Raw genomic sequence first — 26269 nt, 5'->3', positions numbered from 1 at the left:
GAATTACGACGACCCCATGGTACGCCGCCCGGGGAGGATATGACCGGGCTCTTACATCACCGTGACACGCAGTTCAGATGACGAGCGGCTCGGGCTCGAGGGTGACGCCGAACATGGCCTCGACGCCCGCGATCACTTTCTGCGCGAAGCTCCACAGCTGGGGGCCGCTGGCCTTGCCGTGGTTCACGAGAACCAGTGCGTGCCGATTGGACATGCCGGCATCGCCGTCGCGTGCGCCCTTGAAGCCCGCCGTTTCGATCAGCCACCCGGCGGAAAGCTTGGCCGTGCCGCCCGCATGCGGCCACACCGGCAGGCCAGGGTGGGCGAGCGCCAGGGCGTCGGCCTGATGGGCGCCGACGATGGGGTTCTTGAAGAAGCTGCCCGCATTGCCGATCACGGCCGGGTCGGGAAGTTTGCGCGAGCGCAGCCTGACGACGGCCTCGGCCACGTGATACGGGGTGGCGCGCTGCGCGCCCATCTTTTCCATTTCTTCGCGGATGCCCGCGTAGTCGAGCGACAGCGGCCTTTCACGCGGGAGATCGAAGGTCACCGCCACGACGATCCAGCGTCTCGGTTGCCGCTTGAACGCGGAGTCTCGATAGGAGAACGCACAGGCGGCCTTGTCGAGCAGGACGAACTCGCCCTTGTGCGTATCCCAGGCCTCGACCGTGTCGATGAACTCCGCCACTTCGACGCCGTACGCACCGATATTCTGAATGGGCGAGGCACCCACGGTGCCGGGGATCAGGATCAGATTCTCGAGGCCTGCATAGCCCTGGCCCAGCGACCACCGCACGAAGTCATCCCAGCGTTCACCGGCGGCGACACGGATCAGTACGCGATCGTCGCGCTGAAACGTTTCGACGCCGCGGTTGGCGATGGCAACGACGGTCGCGTCGATGTCGCCCCTGATCAGCATGTTGCTGCCCTCGCCCAGGACCAGCACCTTGCCGTCGCGAACGGCAGGGTAGGCAAGCAGCCCGGGCAGCTTGCCGACGTCGTGCACCTCGGCCAGCAGCCGCGCACGGGCATCCACGCGCAGCGTGTTCCGTCCGGCGAGCGGTGCGTCGCTGGTGAGCAGGAAACCACCCATGTCGATGGGATCGTTGTTCATGCCACGATCCCGCGGCGACGGATTTCGGTGACGGCTTCGGCGATCAGCTTCGGGCCGCGGTAGACCAGGCCCGAATAGACCTGCACCAGGGATGCGCCGGCCTCGATTTTTTCGGCGGCGGTGTCGCCGTCGAGAATGCCGCCCACGCCGATGATGGGCAGCCGGCCGCCCACGCGGGCCTTCATGCCGCGCAGTACACGCGTGGACTTTTCGAACAGCGGCCGTCCCGACAGGCCGCCCACTTCGCCGGCATGCGGATCGCCGGCGACGGTGTCGCGGTCGATCGTGGTGTTGGTGCAGATGACCCCGTCGATACCGGAAGCGAGCAATACGTCGGCGATGGCGTCGAGTTCGCCTTCCGAGAGATCGGGAGCGATCTTCAGCAACATCGGCTTGCGTGCCCCGTGTTTCGCGGCAAGGCTCTCCTGCGACTCGCGCAGCGTGCCGATGAAGCGGCGCAACGTCTCTTCTTCCTGAAGGTCGCGCAGGCCTTGTGTATTCGGGGAGGAAATGTTGACCGTCACGTAGCTGGCCAGCGGGTAGGCGCGCTCGAGGCAGATCAGGTAATCGTCGATGGCACGCTCGTTGGGCGTGTCCTTGTTCTTGCCGATGTTGATGCCGAGCACGCCGCGGAAGGATGCCTTCCGTACGTTGCGTACCAGCGCATCGATGCCGCCGTTGTTGAAGCCGAGCCGGTTGATCACCGCCTCGTGATTCGGCAGCCGGAACATGCGCGGCTTGTCGTTGCCGGCCTGCGGACGTGGCGTCACGGTGCCGATCTCGACGAAGCCGAAGCCCATGGCCGCGAGGCCGTCGAGGTGCTCACCGTTCTTGTCGAGGCCGGCGGCGAGACCGACGGGGTTCGGGAAGTCGATACCGAACACCTTCACCGGCAAGTCGGCCGGCGGTTTCGCTATCAGGCCGGAAAGGCCGCTGCGTTGCGCGACATCGGACGCGTAGAGCGTAAGGCCGTGCGCGGTCTCGGCGTCGAGGGCGAAGAGCAGGGGGCGGATCAGGTCGTACATCAGGCGTCCGGGTGTCCCGCGAAAATACGGGTGTCGTAATCGAAATCGATGGTACCGCCGTCCTGCGTGGCGTCGAACAGCGAGCGCAGGGCGAACAACAGCGGTTCGTGGTTGGGGTGGCCGGGTTTCGGCATGTACGACGACGACATGGTCCGGCCGAGCAGCCCCTCGTAGTCCAGCTTCTGGCCGTGCGGAAACGACGCCATGCCGCGATAGCCATGGCCGAACCACCGCGCCATGGCTTCGTCATCGGCGTAGCGCCCGGCCACGCTGACATAGTCGATGCCGTACTCGTGCAGCAGACGCTCGTAGCCTTCGAGGAACGGCGTGCCGATGAGCCGGCGCGTGTTCCAGAACACCGCCACCAGACCGCGGTCACTGAGCACGCGGGTGAACTCGGTGCGTACCTTTTCCTTGTCGAACCAGTGAAACGCCTGCCCCGCGATGATCAGGTCGACCGACCCGTCGGCCAGGCCCGTCGCTTCCGCGGTTCCGTCATGCGACCGGAAGCGCCCTTCGGTGCCCAGCCATTGCTCGGCCGCGGCGCGCATGGATGCGTTCGGTTCGACGCCGGTCACGCGGTGCCCGGCGTCGAGGAACAGCTTGCTGGAGATGCCCGTACCGGCGCCGATGTCGGCAACGCTCCAGTCCGGCCGCACGCCTTGTTCGTGAAGCCAGCCGACGAGCGCCCGGGGGTAGTCCGGCCGGAAGCGGACATAGTCCGCCACGCGGTCGGAGAAGCGATCCGTGGAGCGCAGGTCGGTCATGTCGTTATCCGTGGGTCAGAACTCGAACTTGATGCCCTGGGCCAGCGGCAGCGAATCGGAGTAGTTGATGGTGTTGGTCTGGCGGCGCATGTAGACCTTCCAGGCATCCGAACCCGACTCGCGACCGCCGCCGGTCTCCTTCTCACCGCCGAAGGCGCCGCCGATTTCCGCGCCGGAGGTGCCGATGTTGACGTTGGCGATGCCGCAATCCGAGCCGGCGGCCGACAGATACTGTTCGGCGGCCTTCAAATCCTGCGTGAACAGCGCCGAGGACAGGCCCTGCGGCACGGCGTTCTGCTCCGCGATCGCCTCGTCCAGCGTGTCGAACGGCATCACGTACAGGATCGGCGCAAAGGTCTCGGTCTGCACGACCTCGTCGGTATTGCTCAGGCCGGTGATGATCGTCGGCAGGACGAAGTTGCCCTTGCGGTCGGTGAGTGCCTTGCCGCCCGTACGCACCGTGCCGCCGGAGGCTTTGGCCTTCTCGACCGCGGCGACGAAGGTCTGCACGGCCTCGGGGCTGTTCAGCGGACCCATCAGGGTGGTCGCCAGCGTGGGATCGCCGATCTTCTGCTCGACCTGGCCGTAGGCCTTGACGAGGGTGTCGACGACCTGGTCGTGGATGGAACGATGCACCAGGACGCGGCGTGTGCTGGTGCAGCGCTGACCGGCGGTGCCCACGGCGCCGAAGACGATGCCGGGAATGGCCAGCTTCAGATCGGCCGACTGGTCGAGGATGATGGCGTTGTTTCCGCCCAGTTCCAGCAGGCTGCGGCCCATGCGCTTCGCGACGCGCTCGCCGACCATGCGACCGACCCGGGTCGAACCGGTGAAGCTGATCAGCGGAATGCGCTTGTCGTCGACGAAAGTCTGCGCCAGATCGGTGCCCGCATCGTTGAACAGGAAGAAAATGTCCGGGAAGCCGGCTTCCTTGAGCGCCGCGTTGCAGATCTTCATGGTGGCGATGGCCGAGAGCGGCGTCTTCGGCGACGGCTTCCAGATGCTGATGTCGCCGCAGATAGCCGCCAGGAAGGCGTTCCAGGCCCAGACGGCCACCGGAAAGTTGAACGCGCTGACGATGCCGACCAGGCCGATCGGGTGCCACTGCTCGTACATGCGGTGACCCGGGCGCTCCGAATGCATCGTGTAGCCGTAGAGCATGCGGCTCTGACCCACCGCGAAATCGGCGATGTCGATCATTTCCTGAACTTCGCCATCGCCTTCCGGCTTGATCTTGCCCATTTCGAGCGCGACCAGCGAACCCAGCGCATCCTTGTGCTGGCGCAGGGCCTCGCCGCAAAGGCGCACGGCCTCGCCCCGGCGGGGGGCGGGCGTGGTCCGCCATACCGTGAAGGCTTCCTGGGCGCGCTGCACGATCGCCTCGTAATCCGCGGCGCTCGTGGCGTGCACCGTCGCGATCGCCTCACCGTTGGCCGGATTCACGGGCGTGATGGTACCGGCATCCGTGGTGGCGGCCCATTCGCCGCGACCGAGGTAGGTGCCCGATTCAGTGGCGTTGAGATTCAGCGCTGCGAGGATCTTCGAGGACATGACGGACTCCGGAAGCTAAAACCGCGATTCTAGCAAACGAGTCCTTCACACCCTGTTGTGCGGCGCGGGACGGATGTCGCGGGCGCGTCACGGTCGTCCGAACTTGCGAGCACCCTGCAAAGACACCGGCAAGTCTATGGTCTCTCTCACAATCCTTTAAGGGTCGGAGGCCGCACATGCCGCATATTTATGAGGTTCCCTATCTGCCCGACGCGTCCGGTGCCTGGACCGTCCGCACCCGTGGGCGCATCGTGGAGCGCTTCAACTCGCGCGTTGAGGCCCTGCGGGCAGCGGTCGATCACGCGTCGGCCGACGGTGGCGACACCGCCATCGCCGTGGAGGGGGCCGACGGCATCTGGCGACCGTTCGGAGCCGATTTTAAACGCCCCGTGACGATCCCCAGACTGCCGATCCAGAGGCATCTTTCCGCCGTGCGATGACCTGCGCGGCTTCAGTGCTCGGGAGGTACGTTGATGATCATGCATGACACCTTGCCGTCGAGACCGTTGTCTTTATGGTAAACCTTTGAGTAGACCACCTCGCCATCACCGTAATCCTTGTCCTCAAGGTCGTATTCGAAACCCCAGGCCCAGGTGCGGGGTACCAGCTTCCGGAAGGTGAAGGACACCCAGTCATCGCCTTTGCCGCACTTCGGGTCGTCGAACAGTTCGACAACGGTTCCGGCGGGAATTCGCTCGAACTCGATCGACTTCGCTTCATCGTTGGCGCAATGGCCTTCCTTCTCCTGGAAGTGGTACTGCTTGTGTTCGCCCACGGCGAGTGGGACGGAACAAACGGTGTCCTGCGTGAGCTTGTGTCCCTCGTAGAGACGAACATAAGGAGGCATGACCTTGGTGCCGCTCGTGCCGTCGGCATCCTGCCGCACTGACGCGAACCCGCTGGCCTGTTGAAGGGGATCTGCACATCCGGCGCTGGCGGCAAAAAGCATCGACAGGGCGACCGGCAAGCGGACGAGCAACGTCGTGTCGTCATATTTCATGGCACTTCTCCTAGACCTTGGCGATGGTGAGTTCATTGACCTTCGCAACGAACGACAGGGTAAGTGCGTGGTCGTTGCCGTAAGCGTCCAGGATGTGGATCGGCGTGCTTCTCACCGGGGCGACTGGCTTCTTCTCCTTGTCAAGGAGTCGGCCTGCCAAATTGCCCATGAGTAGCCCGACGACCACGCGTGTTGGCGACGCGCCTTCGATCCTGCCCACGCATCGGTTGAACATTTCCACAGGCGTGTACGACGCGGGCGGCGCTGCATTCCCGCCGCTTTCGGTGGCACGCGACGGCACCTCGATGGTTGCAAGGGGAGGAAGCGGAAAGTTTTCCGGCTTGTCGGCGCCGGGCTGGGCGTAATAGGCGACGCTCCATTGCACCTGATCGTTGAGGCTGCCGTTGCCGTAGACCGAAAAACCCTCTTGCGCAACGGCGCTTCTGCTGACGGATCGCAGGCCCAGTTCGCGGCCGTTGTAAGAGACGTAAATGTAGTGCTCGTTGACCCAATAAAAGTAATCCGGGCTGCCGACTTTTACCGGCGCAAGGCGGCCGTCGCCCGAGGTGGCCCCGTAGCTGGTGATGGGCAGCGTCGGGAAAGCGGCAGGCGTGACGGTCACCGAGGAATTGAACAGGCCGTCTTCGCCTCTGCCCGCCGGGTCGTCGACCCAGACGCTGTTCGTGGTGATGTAGACCGGCGTCGCGGTGCGTGTGTCCGATGACGGGATCGGAATGCGCGCGGCGATCTGGCGCGACGACAGCGCCGAGGTGGACACGTAAAGCGTGACGACACTCTGGTGAGGAGCGGGGCGCTGGACGTCCGCCGATGGCGGACGGGTACTCTCCAGGGACGCAGCCGCGTCGTTCTGCGTCGCGCCGATAAGCGACTCGTCCCAGAGGTAGCCTTCATCGTGGGTCGAAAAGGCCCAGTCAGGATGCGGCTGGCCCGCATCGCGCCGGGGCAGGGCTTCGCCGCTGCCGTAGTCGATCAGTTCGATCGTATCGAGGTCCGCCTGCGTGAGATCGACCGGATTGTGTTCGCTGTCGACCGCCTGCAGCATGACCCTCACGGCGCATTGCTGTCGCGTATTGTTGAACAGCTTCAGTGTGGGGCCGTTGCCGGGAAACGTATCCTTGTAGATCCTGAACAGCACGAGCTCCACCCAGCGACCCGCCTCTGGTGTCGTGACGTGTTTTTTCATCGGAACACTCCTGTTGTGGTGGCAAAGCCGAGCGAGTTACAGCCGGCCCGGTGATCCATATGCGTCCGAAAAACGGTTAAAAGGTATAAACAGTGACTTCCTTCAAGTTGAGCACTTCCATAACAATCGGGTCGGCGGCGGAATAGCAGTGCCCGACGATGATGTCGCCGGGCTGGGAAAGCCACTTTCGAATCTTGGCCGGACTTTTCCCAGCGATATTTTTGGTCCTGATTTTCAGGCCGGGGTTGCCATATTTGAAGAAAGCATTAGCTGCCGAGAAGTTGTCTTCCGGTTGAAAACGGCTGTCAGCATGAACTCTGATCCCATTTTTATAATTGTCTCCGAGCGCGTTTCCGTGACCGCCAGTAAGGCCGATAATTTTATGCTTGCTCTTCTGAGCTGCCCTTTTTTTCGCGATCGCATCCATCACTTCGCCGACGATTGTGCCGTTCGTCATGGTGTCCGTGAAATAAACAGTGCCCCCAGCGGCGTTCTTAGCTTTGAACCATTGGGGGGCGATGTTTATCTTGTCCGGATCGTTAAGAATAATTCGGTTCGGTATTTGAGCACTTACGGCGGGCGCGCCCACGTAATGGTTAACCTTTCCCCCAAGGGGATGGACGGCCTCAATTAAGCCTGAGTTGGTACTTCCTGGATGGAGGGTGGTCGCTGTCACGGTCGGTGTTCGCCCGGTGGCCCCTTGCGTCGCTGACCGCCGGGCGCCCACGAATCGCCCAGGCGTCGCTCCCATTTTTGGTGCCACCGACATCGCACCCGACGCCAGCCCCGTTCCGAACGCTATCCATCCCAAGATGCCGGCGGTTTGTTCATCGCCGGTCGCCGCCGAGGCCAGGGCGCCGACCTCCACGGCCACGGACGTGACCTCGAGTACTGCGGCGGCAGCCATGACCATCATGGTCGGTGTCGATACCGCCGCGGTAAGGCTTCCGGCGGCGGCCGCGGCGACGACGCCGAGCAGGGCGCCGCCGGTCGCAACCACCGCGACGGCGGCACCGATGGCTCCCAGCGCGAAGCCAAGCCAGTCCCACCACGCGCGCCCCGTGGGATCGATGCGGTTGATCGGATCGCCCGCGCAATAGGCGTAGCGATTGACGCCTCCCGCGCCGAAGGGGCTCGCGCGATCGGGGCTGAGGAAACGCCGCAGTGCCGGCGAATACGGGCGCTCACCCAGCAGATACCAGCCGGTAGCTGTGTCGCAGACCTCCCCGGCGAAGCCGGACCGCGCCGCGTCGGACGTAGCGTTGCGATCGCCGTAGGCCCCGTAGGTGCGTGTCGCGACGGCATCGCCGGTCTCGAGAATCACCGAACCCTGCGGGTCGCTACCCAGCAGCCATGTCTTGCGCAGGTCACGGCTGAGGACGGACTCGGCGACGACCGTGCCGCCGGAACGCAGGTAACGCCTCTGCTCGTCGTCGTCGAATTCGCCGTAAAGTTGTCCATCGTCGTAATAGCGGAGGGTGCTGCGTCCCTGCTGGACGACCTGTCCTATCCGGCCGTCAGGACCGTAGGCGTAATCGGCGCGAACGTTGTTGGCGGATGTGACCGAGGCGAGCCGGCTTGCCGCATCCCACGTCAGCACATTGCCCAACCCGTCTTCGATCACGTTGCCGTTGTCGTCGTAGCGCACGACGAGCGGGGTGCCGTAGCCGGGGTAACCCGCGAGGCTGCTCTCCACGCCGACGAGGCGGTCGAGGTCGATGGCGTCGTAGCCGTAGGTGGTCCGGTTGAGGCGGCCATCGACGAGCGTGGTCTCGACGCTGCGCAGATTGTCGATGCTGTCGTAGTCGAAGCGTTGCACGCGATAGGCATGGCCTGCTTCGTCGACGGGATATTCCCCGTCGATGGCGTCGATAGCGTGGACGACGAGCCGGCCCCGGCGGTCGTATTCCATGGTTTCTTCGCGCAGGCGCGATACATCGTCGTTTCCGAACCACCGCTTGCCGGCCACCTTGCCGTCCTTGCGCCACTCCAGGACCAGTTTCCGCCGTGTGCGCTCGCCGGCGCGCTCGGCCAGCCAGGTAGTGCCGACCACACGGCCGAGATCGTCGTATTCAAGGCTCTCGGTCACCGACCCGCCCGCGTCGGTCGTCGCGGTGCGTGAGGTCGGGCGTGAAAGACCGTCGTAGGCAAAGGTCACATCGACGAGCCCAAGACCTTCTTTCGTCATGTGCTGGATACGCTCGGTACGCCCGCAGTCGTCATAGTGAAAAACCTGGGTGGCCCCGTCGATCCCGCTTTTGACCAGTTCGACCCCGCACGGTGAGACGCTCACCTCGCACGAGCGGGACGTGCCGCCCATGGTCACCGTCTGCTCGGTCATCCGGCCCAGGTAGTCGGTGTCAATCCGCATCTCGCCGCTCTCGCTCCTGATCGACTTAGGCATACCGGCGATCGCATCGTAGGCCGCCGTTCTGAGCACGACCGGCGGCTCGGATGCGAGCGTTTCCGTCAATACCGCCTCGTTGAGCCAGGGATCGTAAGTCCGGCGGATCTCACCGCCCGCGGGCAAGTGCTCGCTGGCGGCGTTGAACTGGTCGGGCCCGTAGTCGTAACGTCGCGTCAGGCTGCCGGAGGTTTCGCTGAGGAGACGGCCCAGGCCGTCCCAGTCCTGACGGCCGAGGCGCAGGGCAGGGGCGCCGTCCGCGGGCGTCACGGACATGCTGGTAGGTAGTGCCTCTTCGTGCCCGGCCGCGAAGGTGTAAGCGACCGCCGTTCCGTCGGAAAGCGTCGTCTCGGTCAACCTTCCGAGAACGTCCCAGTGCTGCGCTGTCACCAGGCCCACCGGATCGATGGTCTCGATGCAACGACCCAGGCCGTCGTAGCGCCATTGGGTCATGGCCACTTCGCGAGCCGCGCCTTCGTCGTCCCAGATGCCGTATGCCGCCCGCCGTTGTCGACCGGCCGCGTCGGTGTCGGTCGACTGCCAGCCACCGATACGCCGTCCATCGGCTTCCTGCCATGCTGTCGTGCGGGTGACGATCTCACCGTTCACCTCGACGAGAGCCGTCTCGCTCCGGGCATGACTTCCGTCCGGTGCCGTCCGGTCGCTGCATCGGCCCCAGTCGTCGTACTTGAATTCCGTGCGAAGCCGTAGTGGCGCATCGCTCGCCAGGCGATCGTAAAGGACCTCGTCCAGCACCTGACCGAAGTGATCGTAGGTCACCTCGCGGACGGTCATCATGCTTCCGTCGGGCAGCGGCTCTTCCTCGACGGTGACCCGTCCCTGTTCGTCCAGCCACGTCCGGTGTGGCAGGCCGGTCACTCCCCTGCGTTCCACCCAGCGGCTGGTCGTCGACACCTGGTATCGCCACTCGCTCGTGATCACTTCCTGTTCCCGACCGCGTGCGCGGCTTTGTGTTTTCGGCCGGGAGAGATTGTCGTAGATGGTGTAAGTGTGATTGCCCAGCGCGTCCATGCTGCCGCGGAGCTGACCGCCGACAAGGGCGACCTCTTCTTCGGTGGTACTGATCACGCCGTCGAAGGTGGTTTCGGTAACCCTTGTGACGATGGTCTGCCTGCCTGTATCGGTTCGGTAGTCGAAATCGCGGGTCAGGGTCAGGCCGTCCTGCGTGCGCGATTCCTGTGACAACGCGCCATGGCGCTCGCCCTGATCCACGATGAAACGCTGCTCGCTGTGGGACAGCGGGTCGTCCCGGTCGTCTTCAGACAGGGTTTCCGCGCAAGCCTGGACGTAGACCGTCGGCGCGCGAGGGGATGCCTCGAAGCGCGTTGCGCCGGCCGCGACCCGCACAGGCAATTCACAGTACCGGTAACGCGTCGTGAGCACCGGACCGCCGCCCGGTCCCGGCTCGACGGTTTCGCTCTTCAGTCGATACGCCAGCCCGAGCGGATCCGGTGGGCAGAGACCGCTTTCACCGTCCAGGGGAAAATACGCCGAGCGCTCGACGATACCGGTGGCGCCATCCCGGTGCGAGATCAGGTTGCCGTCGTCATCGTAGGTGTTATCGGCGATGGTTACCTGTTTCAGGGTCGGGTCGCGCTTGTCGTACAGCGTGGTAACGATCGAATGTGGTAGCTGGAAGCTCTTCTTCTGTCGGACGAACGGGACGCCGCGCTCCTCGCCATAGACCGTCTCCACCTCCTGGACCACCGTGCCCCGGGTCGTGGTTTCGCGGGCGATCAGATGGAAGTGGTTGTAGGTGCGTTCGATCGTGCAAAGCGTGTCGCCGTTGCTGGCGACCTGGGTTTCCCGCGACCCGTACACGAATCCTTCGGCGTTGCCGTGGTGCAGCAACTGATCGTTTCGGTTTTCCCATGCCGTGACCAGGGGATGGCCGAGGTAATTGTTGTCACCATGCGTGTTGTAGGCATACCGGCTGGTTTGCAGCACCGTCGTGCGCTCGGCGTCGAGTACACGGCGGCGTTCGGCGACGGCGGGCATGTAGCGTCGCCCCGCACCCGGCGGAAGCCGAATGGACTCCTCGGCGTAGCTCACGACATCGTGGATGCCGTCGGGCGACGTGACCGAGTTCAACAGGGCGAGATAGGGCGGTTCCAGGCTGTTCTTGTAACCGAAAGCCCACACGGCTTCCTCTTCGTCGCGAACGGGCTGAGCGTTGAGTTCCGTGAGTGCGGGAATGCGAACGCGCTGCAGCGTGTCGCCCAGCCGCGAAAAATGCAGTTCCACCGGCGCTGTCAGCCCGGTGAAGATGGTCAGATGAATGTTGCCTCGATCCGGGTAAGAAAGTATGAGCAAGGGCTGCCCCTCGTCATCGCCAACCCGTGTCAGGACAGGCGTGCCGTGTGGCCCGCTTTCCCATGTCAGGTGAATCGCGTCGCCACTGGGGTTGACGATACGCTGGGGACGCAGACTGCTCGAAGAGCCGGCGGCGGGGGCGAGATATTCGATGACACCCGTGGCGTGCTCGAGTACCGCGGTACCGTTATTGCCAGCGGTGAGTCGAAAGCTCTCCAGCTTACGGTCGGGAAAGGCCGAAGGAATCCCGGGGAACAGACGGTCGAAACGATGACTGTCGCCGCTGCCGAGCACCAGCATGCCGATGTCCCGCTCCAGCCGGGTGATACCCAGAAGCCAACCCGTGCCGAAACCATCGTCACTGCTGCTCAGCGCATCGTAGTTGAGGCGGAATTCGAACGACGGGCCGCGTAGCTGGTTGCCCTTGCCTGTGGTCAGATCGATGCCTGCCGAGTACATCCCGGTGCGAGGGTCGACGTCACCACTGACGTGACTGTAGAAGCTGAAGGCACCGGAGTAGAAGTCGTCATTGGCGAGGGCGCCTTGTGTTTCCGGAGACCGACCGGTCATGAACGTGTACTCCTTCGCGTCAGAGAAACCTCAGTTGATCGCGCGTTCCGGTGACGAATTCGAGTCGGCACGTATGCTTGTTGCCGTACATGTCGATCACCTCGATGTCCACCGGGCCACGCGGAACGCGCTCGTCGTCGGCTTGCGGCACATCGTCGTCGCTGGGTTGCGGGATATCGATGCGTCCACAAAGCATGATGACCCCTTGTTCGGGATACACCTTATCGAGCAGGGGAAGCGGCTGGCTTCCCTGAGGAACTCTGTCGTCCCAGTGAATGTCGTTTTCTCCCGGACTTGCGTAGCCCGTGAAACAAGGGTTCTCCGTAGAAGGGAGTGCGTCTTTCCAGTGGATCATTCCCGCCGGGCTGCAACGCATGGACCTGATGGTCGGCCCGGGTGAGGCATTGGGCTGCAGGAAGAGCAGGTGGACATCATTGAAGATGCCCGCTCGCAAGGACCCGGTTCCACGGGTACCGGCCGGGCCGAGGCGGAACTCGGCCGGGGTATAGACGGGCGGAGTCATGGGTCGGACCGACTTGTCCGCACCCGTGTCGTATTGGTTGTTGTAAGCGCCTGCCTGGCCGTTCTGATCGAATACGTAGCCATCGGTCCGATACGTCCACTTGTTGTCGCCGGTAACGCGGAAGGCGAGTGCAAGAGGCGCACGCAAGGCGTCGGCGGTCGCATCGACGTAGAACTCCAGATAGTCCCCACCCGCCAATGTCGTGTCGGGTCGGCGACCAAGGCCGGGGTGGGGCTCGTAGCCTCGGAAATCGCGTTGCGCTGACCAGCCCCGATATCGCTCGTCGCCATCTTCCGAGAAGGGGATATCGATTTCCGGATTCGTGTAATCGATCAGGCGCACGCTGTCCTTCTCGCTCTGCGTCAGCTTCACCGGTTCGAAATTGGACTCGGCCTCAATGTAGAGGCGGACGTACGCCTGTTGTCGGCCGTTGGTGTAGACAAGGCTGTCGACATGGAGCGAAACCCGGGCGATCCTCCATCCGTCATCCGCTGCGATGGGTGTCTGCGCGTTCATTGCTATTCCTTTTGCAAGTCCGTCCCTTGGCGGTCGCGTCGTACGGTAACGAGCGAGCGCCTTGTCACAGTTCACGGCTTACTGGCCGTGCTGTCGATATGGCATGGGTTGTAAGCCTGCCCCGTGCTTAATCGGCAGGATCGATGCAAGTCGCCGTCGGCATGGCGTCAGTGGCATCCACGGTGCGCGAGGCAGCCCCCTCACACGCCATAGAGGGTGATTGAAAAGATGTTGAACCGTTTCATCAGGAACCGGTCGGCGCCGCTGAAGCAGTACGCGTTGATGATGTGTGCATCTTTCATGTTCCAGTACTTTTCGATTTCGGATTTCGACATCCCCGATATATCGACGACGGAGATGTTGCTCTGGCTGTTTCCCGTGATAAGCGACATTTTCGGGATGCGAGCCTTGTCGTCCCAAAAAAATTGCCTCTTCCCCCAGAGGCGCCAGCCGGCGAGCCAGTTGAATCCCGCGAAGTCGCCATGGACTCCGGTCAATACGATGATTTTCTTCGAGTCGTTCAGCTTGCCGATGTTCCGTATGACGCCATCGGTGACGTCGTTCGCATCGATGGGGGAGTCGTTGAAATGCACGATGCCACCGTTGCCGTTCGGTCTGCTCGACCATCGAGGTACGACTTCACGGCGTCCTTTATAGCCCCTCCGGATGAGTCGACCGTCAGGTAACTGGCCCCTGCGTCCTCTTTTTGCGACGTGATACGTGACCGAGCGTTCATCGTAATCGAATTGAAATGTCGAGTGCCCGGCGCCGCTCCTTCGCCATGTGGGGAGCGGCAAGCGACGTGCGCCTGGCGCTTCCGCGGCATGCTTCGTGCCGACAAATCGAGTCGCGGCGCGTCCCGCCGCAGGTCCCACGGACAGCGCGCCGGAGGCCACGCCGGTGCCGAAGGCGACCCAGCCCAGAATGGAGGCGGTTTCCTCGTCGCCGGCGGCGACCGTGGCGAGCGAGGCGATCTCGACAGCGGCCGAGGTGACCTCCAGGATCGTGGCGGTGGCCATGACGACCATCGTTGGGGTGGACACGGCAGCGGTGAGGCTTCCGGCGGCGGCTGCTCCGACCACGCCTAGCAGTGCGCCGCCGGTGGCGACGGTGGCTACGACCGCGCCGATGATACCCAGGGCCGCGCCCAGCCAGTCCCACCAGGCGTTGCCACCGGGATCGATCCGGTTGACCGGATCGCCCGCGCAATAGGCGTAGCGATTGAGGCCGCCGGCGCCGAAGGGGCTGGCCCGGTCGGGGCAGAGGAAGCGTTGCAGCCTGGGCGAATACGGTCGGTCGCCGAGCAGGTACCCGTCGATGTCCTCGTCGCGGGTTTCGCCCGCGAAGCCGGTGCGCGCACCGTCGTCGGTCGTATCCCGGTAGCCGAACGCGCCATAGGTACGCATCGTCGTCGCGTTCGCGCCGCTTTCGACGATGGCCGAGCCTTGCGGATCGCTGCCGACGAGCCAGGTGGTGCGCAGGGCACCCGAGAGCACGCTCTCGGCGACCACGGTACCTCCGGCACGCAGGTAGCGACGTTGATCGGTCTCGTTGAACTCGCCGTAGACCAGGCCGTCGTCGAAGTAGCGGTAGGTGGTTTGTCCCGCCCGTCGTATCCGCCCGATCCGGGCGTCGGGCCCATAGCCGTAGTCGGTCCGGACGCCGTCGGCCTGGCGTACGCCGATCAGCCGGCCGGCGCCATCCCAGTCGATGCTGCGGCCCATGCCATCATCGACGAGGTGGCCGTTGGCGTCGTAGCCAAGGCGGAGCGCCGTGCCGTATCCGGGATACCCGGCGAGCGTGCTGTGGACACCGACCAGACGATCGCGGTCGATCGTGTCGTAAGCGTAACCGGTGCGGTTGACGCGTCCGTCGACGAGCGTGGTCTCCACCGCAAGCAGGTTGTCGATGTCGTCGTGAGTGAAACGTTGGGTGCGATACGCGTTGCCTGCCTCGTCGACCGGGTATTCACCGGCGAGGGCCATGGCGATGCTATGGGTCTCGAGCCGGCCCCGGAGGTCATAGTCCATGGCTTCCTCGCGTAGCAGTCGATCCTCGGCGTCGTACCACCGTCTGGCCGCCAGTTTGTCGTCGTCGCGCCAGTGCAGGGTGAGCGCGCGTCGCGTCGCTCCGGCCTCGTTGTCGATGAGCCAGGTCGTGCCCGACACGCGGCCGCGCCCGTCGTAGGTCACGCGCTCGGTCAGCGAGCCGCGGGCATCGGCGATCGTGCATGTCGACGGTCGTGACAGCGCGTCGTAGTCGAAGGTGATCCCGACGATCGGCAAGCCGTCATCGGCGAGGTGGTCCATCCGGACGACGCGCCCCAGGTCGTCGTAGACGGACACCCGACGCACGCCGTCGACGCCGGTCCTGGCCAGCTCCAGGCCACCCGGGGATACCTCGACGTTGCAGGAACGCGTGGAGTCGTCCATGCGTATGTCCTGTCCGGTCATGCGACCGAGATAGTCGGTCCGGATCCCCATGACGCCGGTGTCGCTGCTGAGTGACACTGGCACGCCGACGCGTGGATCGTAATGGGCCTTTTTCAGCGGTACGGGTGGATCGGTCAGCAGCGTTTCGGTCAGCAGGGCCTCGTTGAGCCAGGGTTCGTAGGTACGGTGGATCTCGCCGCCGGCTGGCATGTACTCCCGCTCGGGGTTGAACTGACCCGGCACATAGGCATACCGACGGGTCAGGCTGCCGGCGGTTTCGTGTGTGAGCCGACCCCATCCGTCCCAGTCCCGGCTGCCCAGCGGTATCGTATCGCCGCCCCCGGCAGGTACGATGCCGATCGTGGCGAGCAAGTCACCCTCGTGCCCGGGAGCGTAGGTACGCCGGACGATTGCGCCATCGGGCAGCGTGGTGTCGAGTTCGCGGTCGAAGGCATCCCAGCTTTGCCCGGTGACCCGGCCGAGCGCGTCGACCGTCCGGACACAGCGCCCCAGGCCGTCGTAGTGCCACTGCGCGAAGGGACCTTCGACGGCCTTGCCGTGCCCGTCCCACTCGCCCACCTGACTGCGGCGTTGCCGCCCGGCGGCGTCGGTGTCGGTCGACTGCCAGCCACCTATGCGCTCGCCGTTCGCTTCCCGCCACACGGTTGTCCGGGTGAATACCTCGCCGTCGTGCCGGACCAGCACGGTCTCGCTCCGGACATCACTGCCATCGGGGGATGTCACCGTGGCGCACTGGCCCCAGTCGTCGTAGGCGTAGCACGTCGTCAGCTCCAGCGTCCTGTCGTCGGCGAGGCGGTCGTACCGGGTCTCCCCGGCGACCTCGCCGAGGGGATCGTAGGTCAGCGTGTGCACCGTCACCAGCCGACCGTCGGCCAGCGGTTCTTCTTCCTTGACGACGCGCCCCAGCTCGTCCATCCACGACCTGTGCGGCAGGCCGGTGGTGCCGATGCGCTCAACCCAGCGCTCCCGGGTCGACAGCTGGAACCGCCAGCGCGTCACCGAAAATTCGTCGGATCTGTCCCGGTATCGGAGCGCTTCGGTCATGCGTCCCAGCCGGTCGTAGCGGACGTTCGTATATATGCCGTTGCCTTCCATGTTGCTCAGAACGAAGCCGCTGAGCAGCATGCGGGTCTCCCGCTCGCTCTGGACGATGCCGTCGTGCGTGGTCCGCTTCGTCTGGGTGGTCAGCGTCCTCATGGCCGTGTCGAGTTCATAGCTGTAGTCGACGCGTGCCATCAGGTTGTCCTGAACGCGCGTTTCCCAGAGGATTGCCCCATGCTGTTCGCCCTGGTCGACGATGAACGCCTGCTCGCTTTCCCATAGCGGCTCGGCGACGCCCTCGATATCCACGGCTTCGGCGCACGCTTGCACGTAGACCTCTGGCGTGTACGCCGGCACGGCGTTCCTTTGGCGGACGGGCAGCGCCGTATACCGGTATCGCGTGATCAGCGTGGGGCCACCGCCCGGGCCGGGTATCGCGACCTCGCTCGCGATCCGGCGCGTGAGCCGTAAGGGATCGGGTGGACAACGGTCGCCATCGCCGTCGAGCGGGTAATACTCGAATCGCTCCGTGACGCCCGTGCCATCGTCATGACGGTAAACGACGTCGCCGTCGGTGTCGTAACGGCTCTCGACAGCGACGGTCCGGCGGACGTCATCGTGGCGCGCGTCGTAAAGCGTGGTGACGACCTTGTGCGGCAGCTGAAAGCTTTTGGGCTGGCGCGCGAACGGCTCGCCCGGGACCTCGCCGTATTCCGTGGCGACGTCCTGCACCACATGGCCCCGGGTGGTCACCTCGCGTACCAACAGGTGGAAATGGTTATACGTGCGCTCGATGGTACACAGGGCAACGCCATGGTCGTCCAGTTGCGTTTCCTTCGAGCCGTAAAAGAAGGAACTGGCAGCGCCATGGTGCAGTAGCTGGTCGTTACGGTTCTCCCATATCGACACCAGCCCGAAGCCGTAAAAATTTTTGTCGCCATGCACGTCGTAGGTGTAGCGACTGGTCTGCAACACGCGGCCGCGATCGGCGTCGAGCACGCGCCTGCGTTCGGAGACAGCGGGCATGTAAGTCCTGGGTGCGCCTGTCGGCAGGCGCAGCGCGGTTTCCGTGTATTCCACCTGATCGCGTACGCCATCGGGCGAGGTCACCGCGGCGAGCAGGGGCAGGTAGGGCGGATCGAGACTGTTGCGATACTCGAACGCCCAGACCGGCTCTTCCTCGTCGCGGACCGGCGTCGCGTTCAATTCCATGAGCGCGGGAATGCGAACGCGATCCAGCTGGCTGCCGGTGCGCTCGAAGTTCATCTCCAGCGGCGCCGACGGTCCGGTGGCGATAACGAGCTGGACGCGCGAGGGATCCGGATAGATCAGACGAAGCAGGTCGACACCATCGTCGTCGACGACCCGGGACAGTACGGGCGTGCCGTTGGGTCCGAGTAGCCAGACGAAATGGATGGCGTTGCCGCCAGGATTGACGATATAGGCGGGACGCAGGACCGACGGGCGGTCGTCCAGTGGCCTGAGGTACTCCACCACGCCGGTCGCGTGTTCGAGCACGGCGGAGCCGTCCCAGGCCGGGGTCAGCCGGAAACTGTCGAGTTTGCGGTCGGGAAAGGTGGCCTCATGCCCAGGGTAATACCATTCGATGCGGTGACTGTCGCCGCTGCCCAGCGTCAGTATGCCGCTGTCCGTATCGAGCTCGGTGATAGCCAGCCGCCAGCCGACACCGAATCCATCGTCGTTCATGCCGAGCGCGTCGTAGTGGAGACGAAATTCGAAATGCGGGCCGCGCAGGAGGTTGCCCTTACCGGTGGGCAGGTCGATAGCGGCCGAGTACATGCCGGTGCGGGGATCGACATCCCCGCTGACGTGGCTGTAGAAGCTGAAGGCGCTGGAGTAGAAGTCACCGCTGGCGAACGGCGAGGCATGGCGGTCGGTTCCGTTCCGTTCCTTCATGACGAGACTTCCTGTTGAACGTGCCGCGCAAAAAAACCGGGCGTGCCGCCGCGCTGTCAGCTGACCTTCAACGTGTCGCGCTCGCCGGCGACGAACCCGATATGGCAATGTTGTTCGCTGCCGTAGGTATCGCGCAGCGTCACCTTGACGGGCTCCTGCGGCGCTCCTTCGTGGCCGGCGCGGGGGATATCGTTCCGGCCACACAGCATGATCGTTCCCTTGCCGGGTATGGCGACGCTGAGTGTCGGCCTCGGGAGGCTGCCCACGGGTACGTCGTCATTCCACGCGATCGCGGTGCCGCCGGGCTCGGCATAGCCTGTGTAGCATGGGTTGTGGGTGTCCGGAAGGACATCGGTCCAATGGATCATCCCCGCCGGCTTACATTGCATGCTGCGCAACGCCACGACGCGCCCACCGGTGACGATGGACACGGTGACGATGTCGTCGAAAATGGCCACATCGGGCGCGTCGCCGTATCTGTGGCCCTCCAGTCTTTCGAGGACGAATTCCGAGCTGGCGTAAACGATCGGCGGCTCGGCGCGAACGGCCTTGTCCGGTCCGGTGTCGTAAAGGGTGTTGAATGCGCCTTTGTCACTGCCGGGCTCGAAGACATAACCGTCCGTGCGATACCGCCAGCCATTATCCCCGGTGATGGTGAAGCCAAGCATCAGTGGGCCGGCCAGTGCTTCGGCGTCGGCCGAAAGGTAGAGTTCGACGTAATCGCCTCCCGCGCCGGGTGTGGAAGGCGAGTGGCCGTCCCGCGCGGCGGCCGGGTGATAGGCGTACTCATTGTAGACGCGCTGCGCCGACCAGCCTTTCCAGGCCGTGGCACGAGCCTGCGTCGAGAACGGTATGGCGTTCCGCGGCGCGTTGTAATCGATGAGGCTGACGCTCGCTATTTCGGCCTGGGTCAGGGGCACGGGATCGCCGTTGTTTTTTGCCTCGATATAGGCGCGAACACGCACCTGCTGATGCTCGTTGGCATAGAGCACATCGTGATCGACGTAGAGGGCGACACGGGTGACTTTCCAGTCGGGAGCAGCGGTGGTCGAGGTGGCTTTGCTGCGTTTCATGGCACATCCTTGTGCAGAGCTGCGTGCTTCGGACCCATTCAACGATCAGACCCTCCAGTTGTCGATAGGACGTGCGTCGTAGGCGCATGCGGCGCCTAATCGGCAGGCGGGCGCATATCGTTCTTCCGATGCGGTGTTTCGGTGTGGGCGTGCGGGTGCTTTCGCCGGAAGGGCGGCGTCAGGTATCCTGACGAATGTTGGCCCCGTAGCTCAGCTGGATAGAGCGTCCCCCTCCTAAGGGGAAGGTCGCCCGTTCGAATCGGGCCGGGGTCACCATCATTCTCAGCGCCCCCGGAGTTCCCCATGAGCCGTTCCTTCGACGCCATCATCGTGGGGGCCGGTCAGGCCGGACCCGCGCTCGCCGCCCGCCTTACCGCCGCCGGCAAGACCGTCGCCATCATCGAACGGCATCTGGTCGGCGGAACCTGCGTCAATACCGGCTGCAAACCGACCAAGACCCTCGTGGCCAGCGCCTATGCCGCGCATCTGGCGCGTCGCGGTGCCGAATATGGCGTGGGCGTGGGCCACGTCAGCATCGACATGCCGGTGGTCGCGGCACGGGCGCGCAAGGTGATCCTGGACTCGCGCAAAGGCAACGAGGACTGGCTGGCCTCCATGCCGGGGCTCGAGCTCATCCGTGGGCACGCACGTTTCGTCGGGCCGCGCCGGATCGAGGTCAACGGTGAAACCCTCGAAGCGCCCCAGGTTTTCCTCAACGTCGGCGGTCGGGCAAGGGTGCCTGACTTCCCCGGTCTGGACGAGGTGGACTACCTTACCAACAGCACGATCATCCCGCTGGAATCGCTGCCCAGGCACCTGGTCGTGGTCGGTGGCAGCTACATCGGTCTGGAGTTCGCGCAGATGTACCGTCGCTTCGGTTGTGAGGTGACGGTGGTCGAGATGGGTCCGCGGTTGATCGGTCGCGAAGACGAAGACGTGTCGGCTGAAGTCCGGTCGTTCCTGGAGAACGAAGGCATCACGGTGCGCACGGGCGCATGCTGCATCACCGTGCATAAGGACCCCGCCGGCGTGCGCGTGGGCGTCGATTGTTCGGAAGGCGCGCCTCAGGTGGTCGGCAGCCACGTGCTGCTCGCCGTGGGCCGCCGTCCCAACACCGACGATCTCGGGCTCGACGCGGCGGGCATCGCAACGGATGAGCACGGATACATCGAGGTCGACGATCGCCTGAAAACCAGCGCCGACGGCGTCTGGGCCATGGGCGACTGCAATGGCAAGGGCGCCTTCACCCACACGGCGTGGAACGATTACGAGATCGTCGCTGCGAATCTGTTCGATGGGGAAGAGCGCAAGGTCAGCGACCGCATCCCCGGATATGCGCTCTACGTCGATCCGCCGCTGGGTCGGGTGGGTATGACGGAAACGCAGGCCCGTCAGTCGGGCCGGCCGTTGCTGGTGTCGAAACGCATGATGACCCGCGTCGGGCGTGCCGTGGAGAAGGGCGAAACGCGTGGCTTCATGAAGATGGTCGCCGATGCGGAAACGAAGCAGATCCTTGGCGCGGCGATCCTCGGTGTCGGCGGCGATGAGGTCGTGCACGGTGTGCTGGACATGATGAATGCGAAGGCGGACATCGATACCTATCGGTGGGCCGTGCCGATTCATCCGACGGTGTCGGAATTGATTCCGACCCTGATCGGGGATCTCAAGGCGGCGGACTGAGGCGGTTACACGATATCCATGCCGGACACCGGCTGGCTGAAATCCACAGCCTGCAGATTCTGCGTCAGCCGAAATACACCTTCCGCCACGCGGCGCGACAGCACCACATCGAGGATCGTCGTCTCATGCGGACCCAGCGCGTCGAGCAGGTCGTCGTCCTGCGCCGTGGCGGCGACGATGTGCCGGATCAGCCCGGTGACATCGGCGGGCTGGATGCGCACGCCATAGGGCCGGTGCGACGGCTGCGCCGGGCGCAGGACGCCGCCGGGCTGGCGCGGATCGGGCACGGGGTCGTCACCGGCGAACAAGGCGTAGTTGAGGAACATCGTGACCGTCGCCGCGCTGCGCGAACTGGCCTGGCGGTCGGTCGAAAAGCCCGGTGGCAGATCGTTTGGCGACGCGGTGGGCCCGGCGGTCAGGAGGAACCGCGCATCGCGCAGCGGTTCACCGCGATCGTCCAGCAGGCGAAATATCAGCAGGCTCCGCGGATCGTGGATGTGCGTGCGTGAGGTGAGCAGCTTTTGTTCCGTCTCGACCTTGTCGCGGTCGCGCAGCGCGTTCTCCGTGGCGAAGGCGTCGCACAATGCCACGTACGATGCCGCCGAACTGACGGCGAGGCAGCGCAGGATCGCGTCGATCGTCACGATGGAAGGAGGCTCGGACGCCATGACGCCGTGCTCGTCGCCGGAATGAGCGAGCCCGGGCAACAGCTTGAACGCACTGCGCGGCGCCTTGCTGATCGTCATGTCGAGCGTCGCCGCGTGGCCTCGCTGCGTAAGCACGCAGTGCCGCGCGTTGAGATTGGCGGCCGCTATGCGCACCACACCGTCCGACCCGTCTTCGCCGGTATATGAGTTGACGAAGTCGTAGAACTTACGGTCGGGGCGATCGCCTGTCAGGTTGAACAACCACGTGCCGTGCGCGGCCGGGTCCGGGCCATGGATCACGTCGAGCGCCTGCGCCACGGATTCCGGACTGCCGTGTTCCAGCCAGTCGAGAATGCGCTGGCCCGGCTCGACACCGTCGAACCAGGCCTTGAGGTGGCCGACGACGCTCTTCCCCAGCGTTGCCAGCGCGGATCCGAAGTGTGGCGGCGCCAGCATCACCAGATGCCGTAACCGGATCGGAGCGAACAGGGTAGGGCGGTCACGCTGAGCGTGCAGCCAGGCGACGGCTACCGGCCCCCCGGTGGAATGGGTGATGCAGTCGAACGTCCCGTCAGGCAGCGAAAGCCCGCGTAACGCGTGGTCGAAGGCGCGGACGATATCGTCCATCGTCACGGCGTCGTCGAAGGTGACGTACTCGGACAGGTGGACGTCGAGAACGCGGAGCGTCGATCCCGCCTGGGCGGCGCGGTCAGCCAGTGCCTTCGGCAGGCTGCCGTAGGTCGACGTGTTGGTGACGCTCCAGCCATGCACGAAAACCAGCGCGCTCATGCCCCGTTCCTCGATTACCGGATGAGCCGAGCATAGCCGGGGTGGCCGGGCGAATCAGTCCTCGCGACGGACGTTGAGCTCGCCATCGCCGAGCATCACGCGCAGACGGTCGCCGACGGCGACGTCTCCCGCGCGGCGCACCACCGCGTCGCGCTCGTCGAAGACGATCGCGTAGCCACGTTCTAGCGTCGCCAGAGGACTGACCGCGTGCAGCGTGCGCGCCTGCTCGGTGACGCGTGCGCGATCGCGTTCGATGCGGTGTGCCATCGATGTCGTCAGGCGCAGGCGCAGATCCGCGATGCGGCGCTGCGAGGGGGCGAGGCGGAGGCGCGGATGCTGGGCGGCCATGCGCGCCTGCAGGCGGTCGAGGCGGGCACGGCGAAGCGCGTTCGCCTGGGCGGTCGCCATGACGAGGCGCCGACGAAGTGCCTCGAGCCGCTGGCCATCCCGCGCAAGGCGAGCCTGCGGGCGTTGCGCGTTGAGGCGTGCCTGCCAGTGATCCGCACGCTGGGCGGCCGCCTGAAGGCGACGTGCCATCAAGGTGGCCATACGCTGGCGCAGGCGGTCGAGGCGACGTTCGAGGTCGCCGGCGTCCGGTACGAGGAGCTCGGCGGCAGCCGATGGCGTGGCGGCGCGCAGATCGGCGACGAAGTCCGCGATGGTGAAATCCACCTCGTGCCCGACGGCCGAAACGACCGGCACGGCACTGGCGTGGATGGCGCGCGCCACGGCTTCGTCATTGAAGGCCCAGAGGTCCTCCAGCGAACCACCGCCGCGGGTCACCAGCAGCACATCGTAGCGTCCGCTGGCCGATGCCCGCCGCAGCATGGCCGCGATGGCGGGCGGTGCCTCACGCCCCTGTACAGGCACGGGCAACACGTCCACGTCGGCGAGGCCGAAGCGACGGCCGAGTACGCTGAGGACGTCGCGGACCGCTGCGCCCGAGGGCGAGGTAATGACGCCGATACGCTTCGGATAGGCAGGCAGCGCGCGCTTGCGCTCCGCGTCGAACAGACCTTCGGCGCCGAGGCGCGCCTTCAGCTGCTCGAACTCGCGCTGCAGGGCACCTTCGCCTGCCGGCTCCATGTGGTCGGCCACCAGCTGGAACTCGCCGCGCGCCTCATACAGCCCGACCTTGGCCCGCATCAGCACGTGCATGCCGTCCGTGGGACGAAAGCGGAGCCGCGATGCGGCCGTGCGGAACATGGCGCAGCGCACCTGGGCGCCCGCGTCTTTCAGCGTGAAATAGACATGGCCCGACGCGGGGCGAGCGACGTTGGACAGCTCGCCTTCGATCCAGACGCCCATGGGCAGGGCGTCTTCCAGCAGATCGCGCACCAGCCGGTTCAGACCGGATGGGGTGAATATCTCGGGAGGGGCGCGGTCGTCGAAGGCGGGCATGGACCGGGAAGCGTAAAGCGTAACGGGCCAACCGTAAACCCGGAACCGTGAACAGGAATGCCTTTTCGGTTAGCGCTTTACGCTCGACGGTTAACCTATTACATGCGAAACACGCCGAACCGGCCCTGTTCGATCGGAGCATTGAGCGAGGCGGAGATGGCCAGGCCCAGTACCCGACGCGTGTCGGCCGGATCGATGATGCCGTCGTCCCAGAGCCGTGCGCTGGCATAGTAGGGATGACCCTGACGTTCGTACTGGTCACGTACGGGCGCCTTGAACGCCTCTTCGTCGTCCGCGCTCCACGAGCCGCCGCCGGCTTCGATGCCATCGCGGCGTACGGTGGCAAGCACGGACGCCGCCTGTTCGCCGCCCATGACGCTGATGCGCGCGTTGGGCCACATCCAGAGGAAGCGCGCGCCGTACGCGCGACCGCACATCGCATAGTTGCCCGCGCCGAAGCTGCCGCCGATGACCACGGTGAACTTGGGCACGTGCGAGCAGGCCACCGCGGTGACCATCTTCGCGCCGTCTTTAGCGATACCTGCGTTCTCGTACTTGCGGCCCACCATGAATCCGGTGATGTTCTGCAGAAACACGAGAGGTACGTTGCGCTGGTTGCACAGTTCGATGAAGTGGGCGCCCTTCTGCGCGGATTCGCCGAACAGAATGCCGTTGTTGGCGATGATGCCCACGGGATAACCGTGGATATGCGCAAAGCCCGTGACCAGCGTCTTGCCGTAGCGTGCCTTGAATTCGTGGAACTCGGAATCGTCCACGATGCGTGCGATGACTTCATGGATATCGAACGGGCGCCGCGTGTCTTCCGGAATGACCCCGTACAGTTCGTCGGCGGCGAAGCGCGGCTCGACAGGCGTGCGCACGGCCAGCGGCTGCTTCTTCACCCGGTTCAGCGATCCGACGATGTCGCGGGCGATAGCCAGGGCGTGCGCGTCGTTCTCCGCGAAGTGATCCGCGACGCCGGACACCGCGGTGTGTACGTCCGCGCCGCCCAGCGCCTCGGCATCGACCACTTCACCGGTGGCGGCTTTGACCAGCGGCGGGCCGCCGAGGAAGATGGTGCCCTGCTCGCGAACGATGATGGTCTCGTCGCTCATCGCGGGCACATAGGCGCCACCCGCGGTGCATGAGCCCATCACGACGGCGATCTGCGGAATACCCTGCGCGCTCATGCGCGCCTGGTTGTAGAAGATGCGACCGAAGTGTTCGCGGTCGGGAAACACTTCGTCCTGCAGCGGCAGGAAGGCTCCGCCGGAATCGACGAGGTAAACGCAGGGAAGGCGATTCTCCATCGCGATTTCCTGGGCTCGGAGGTGTTTTTTCACCGTCATCGGGAAATAGGTGCCGCCTTTGACCGTCGCGTCGTTGGCCAGTACGACGACCTCCTGTCCCATGACCCGGCCTATTCCCGCGATGACGCCCGCCGCCGGTGCGGCATCGTCATACATGCCGTGCGCCGCCAGCGGAGCGATTTCGAGAAAAGGAGAGCCGGGGTCGAGCAGGGCGCGGATGCGCTCCCGGGGCAGCAGTTTGCCGCGCGCCACGTGTTTTTCGCGCGCCTTCGCGCCACCCCCCTCCGCCGTCCGCTTCAGCGTGTCACGCAGGTCGTCGGTCAGTGCGCGCAAGCTACGGCTTGCCGCCTGGAACTCGGGAGAACGGGTATCGAGCTGCGAATCGAGAATGGGCATGGGGACGTTCGCGCGAGGACTAAACGAACATCATAACGGGGCGGCCGCGAAGGAAAACGCTGCAACGCGCCAAGAAAAAAGGGCCGCCCGAAGGCGACCCTTTTTAGTCCATAAGCCGGAAGGCTTACTTCTTGGTGCTGTCATCCTTTGCGCTGTCAGCGTTGGAAGCAGCGTCCTTCGCCTGGTCAGCCGACTTCTCGGCCTGATCCGCAGCGTTGGAAGCGGCGTCCTTGGCAGCCTCGGAAGCACCACCGGCGGTCGAGGCCGAAGCGGCCTGCGAAGCCTGAGCGGCAGCGTCCTTGGCCTGGTCAGCGGACTGCTGAGCCTGGTCGGCAGCCTGCGACGTGGCGGCATTGGCCGACTGGTCGGCAGCCTGCTGAGCCTTGTCGGCCTGCTGCTGTGCGTCGGAAGCCGACTTCTGGGCGTCCTGCGCGGAATCCTGCGCGCCGTTGCTGCAAGCTGCCAGAAGCGCGACGAGCGCAGAGGCGAGAAGGGTACGCGTCAAATTCATTATGTTTCTCCTTAGCCGTGGAATGCCGTTAGGCGGGCGTATT

The 26269-nt window shown here is 64.8% G+C and carries 16 protein-coding genes and 1 tRNA gene; 3 read left to right on the top strand and 14 right to left on the bottom strand.

The genetic code is table 11. The features are described 5' to 3' along the window. Window positions 1-73 precede the first annotated feature (73 nt). From murB to B5X73_RS13835, 4 genes are read right to left on the bottom strand one after another with little or no spacing between them, the layout of a single operon-like run. Window positions 74-1114 carry a UDP-N-acetylmuramate dehydrogenase gene (murB, locus tag B5X73_RS13850; protein WP_254857298.1) on the bottom strand — a complete coding sequence of 347 codons (1041 nt, stop codon included), beginning with the start codon at window positions 1112-1114 and terminating at the stop codon, window positions 74-76. Next, window positions 1111-2139, bottom strand: coding sequence for a quinone-dependent dihydroorotate dehydrogenase (locus B5X73_RS13845; protein WP_079522174.1), 1029 nt, complete (start codon window positions 2137-2139; stop codon window positions 1111-1113). Before B5X73_RS13845 ends, murB begins: the two co-directional genes overlap by 4 nt. After that, window positions 2139-2906 carry a class I SAM-dependent methyltransferase gene (locus B5X73_RS13840; protein ID WP_079522172.1) on the bottom strand — a complete coding sequence of 256 codons (768 nt, stop codon included), beginning with the start codon at window positions 2904-2906 and terminating at the stop codon, window positions 2139-2141. The genes B5X73_RS13845 and B5X73_RS13840 overlap by 1 nt, the downstream gene beginning before the upstream one ends. Window positions 2907-2921: 15 nt before the next feature. Further along, window positions 2922-4457 (bottom strand): L-piperidine-6-carboxylate dehydrogenase, encoded by a 1536-nt coding sequence (locus tag B5X73_RS13835; protein WP_079522170.1) that lies wholly within the window; start codon window positions 4455-4457, stop codon window positions 2922-2924. A 176-nt stretch (window positions 4458-4633) separates the two neighbouring features. On the opposite strand from B5X73_RS13835, the gene B5X73_RS13830 reads away from it, so the two are divergent. Then, entirely contained in the window at window positions 4634-4897 is a 264-nt protein-coding gene (locus tag B5X73_RS13830) for a DUF2188 domain-containing protein (RefSeq protein ID WP_079522169.1), read from the top strand. Window positions 4898-4908: 11 nt separating this feature from the next. On the opposite strand, the gene B5X73_RS13825 is transcribed toward B5X73_RS13830, so the two are convergent. From B5X73_RS13825 to B5X73_RS13800, 6 genes are all read right to left on the bottom strand, one after another. Beyond that, window positions 4909-5457: a hypothetical protein gene (locus B5X73_RS13825; protein WP_079522167.1), complete on the bottom strand. Its 549-nt coding sequence runs from the start codon at window positions 5455-5457 to the stop codon at window positions 4909-4911. A 10-nt stretch (window positions 5458-5467) separates the two neighbouring features. After that, on the bottom strand, window positions 5468-6661 hold the full coding sequence (locus tag B5X73_RS13820) for a hypothetical protein (RefSeq protein WP_079522166.1): 1194 nt from the start codon (window positions 6659-6661) through the stop codon (window positions 5468-5470). Between the two features lie 76 nt (window positions 6662-6737). Continuing rightward, window positions 6738-11699, bottom strand: coding sequence for an RHS repeat-associated core domain-containing protein (locus B5X73_RS13815; protein ID WP_176167843.1), 4962 nt, complete (start codon window positions 11697-11699; stop codon window positions 6738-6740). 289 nt (window positions 11700-11988) lie between these two features. Further along, on the bottom strand, window positions 11989-13008 hold the full coding sequence (locus B5X73_RS13810; protein WP_079522163.1) for a hypothetical protein: 1020 nt from the start codon (window positions 13006-13008) through the stop codon (window positions 11989-11991). A gap of 200 nt (window positions 13009-13208) precedes the next feature. Continuing rightward, window positions 13209-18419 (bottom strand): RHS repeat-associated core domain-containing protein, encoded by a 5211-nt coding sequence (locus B5X73_RS13805; protein WP_079522162.1) that lies wholly within the window; start codon window positions 18417-18419, stop codon window positions 13209-13211. A gap of 56 nt (window positions 18420-18475) precedes the next feature. Continuing rightward, window positions 18476-19492 (bottom strand): hypothetical protein, encoded by a 1017-nt coding sequence (locus tag B5X73_RS13800; protein ID WP_079522161.1) that lies wholly within the window; start codon window positions 19490-19492, stop codon window positions 18476-18478. 199 nt (window positions 19493-19691) lie between these two features. On the opposite strand from B5X73_RS13800, the gene B5X73_RS13795 reads away from it, so the two are divergent. Both B5X73_RS13795 and B5X73_RS13790 read left to right on the top strand, forming a co-directional pair. Further along, window positions 19692-19768, top strand: a tRNA-Arg gene (locus B5X73_RS13795). A gap of 27 nt (window positions 19769-19795) precedes the next feature. Continuing rightward, a complete protein-coding gene (locus B5X73_RS13790) occupies window positions 19796-21172 on the top strand; it encodes an FAD-containing oxidoreductase (protein ID WP_079522160.1) in 1377 nt (458 codons plus the stop codon). A 5-nt stretch (window positions 21173-21177) separates the two neighbouring features. Here the strand turns inward: B5X73_RS13790 and B5X73_RS13785 are convergent, their stop codons facing one another. The 4 genes from B5X73_RS13785 to B5X73_RS13770 all read right to left on the bottom strand — a co-directional run bounded on the left by B5X73_RS13785 (window position 21178) and on the right by B5X73_RS13770 (window position 26226). Then, the gene (locus B5X73_RS13785) at window positions 21178-22608 is read right to left on the bottom strand and encodes an esterase/lipase family protein (protein ID WP_079522159.1); all 1431 of its coding nucleotides are present in this window, start codon (window positions 22606-22608) and stop codon (window positions 21178-21180) included. A 54-nt stretch (window positions 22609-22662) separates the two neighbouring features. Beyond that, the gene (gene xseA / locus B5X73_RS13780) at window positions 22663-24009 is read right to left on the bottom strand and encodes an exodeoxyribonuclease VII large subunit (protein WP_079522157.1); all 1347 of its coding nucleotides are present in this window, start codon (window positions 24007-24009) and stop codon (window positions 22663-22665) included. A 98-nt stretch (window positions 24010-24107) separates the two neighbouring features. Continuing rightward, window positions 24108-25715, bottom strand: a complete 1608-nt coding sequence (locus tag B5X73_RS13775; protein WP_079522155.1) for a carboxyl transferase domain-containing protein — start codon at window positions 25713-25715, stop codon at window positions 24108-24110. Window positions 25716-25839: 124 nt separating this feature from the next. Next, window positions 25840-26226, bottom strand: a complete 387-nt coding sequence (locus B5X73_RS13770; protein ID WP_079522154.1) for a hypothetical protein — start codon at window positions 26224-26226, stop codon at window positions 25840-25842. Between the last annotated feature and the right edge of the window lie 43 nt (window positions 26227-26269).

Origin of the sequence: Luteibacter sp. 22Crub2.1, assembly GCF_900167995.1 — a bacterium.
GTDB classification, from domain to species: Bacteria; Pseudomonadota; Gammaproteobacteria; order Xanthomonadales; family Rhodanobacteraceae; genus Luteibacter; species Luteibacter mycovicinus.
This window is presented reverse-complemented; position numbering and strand designations above follow the sequence as displayed.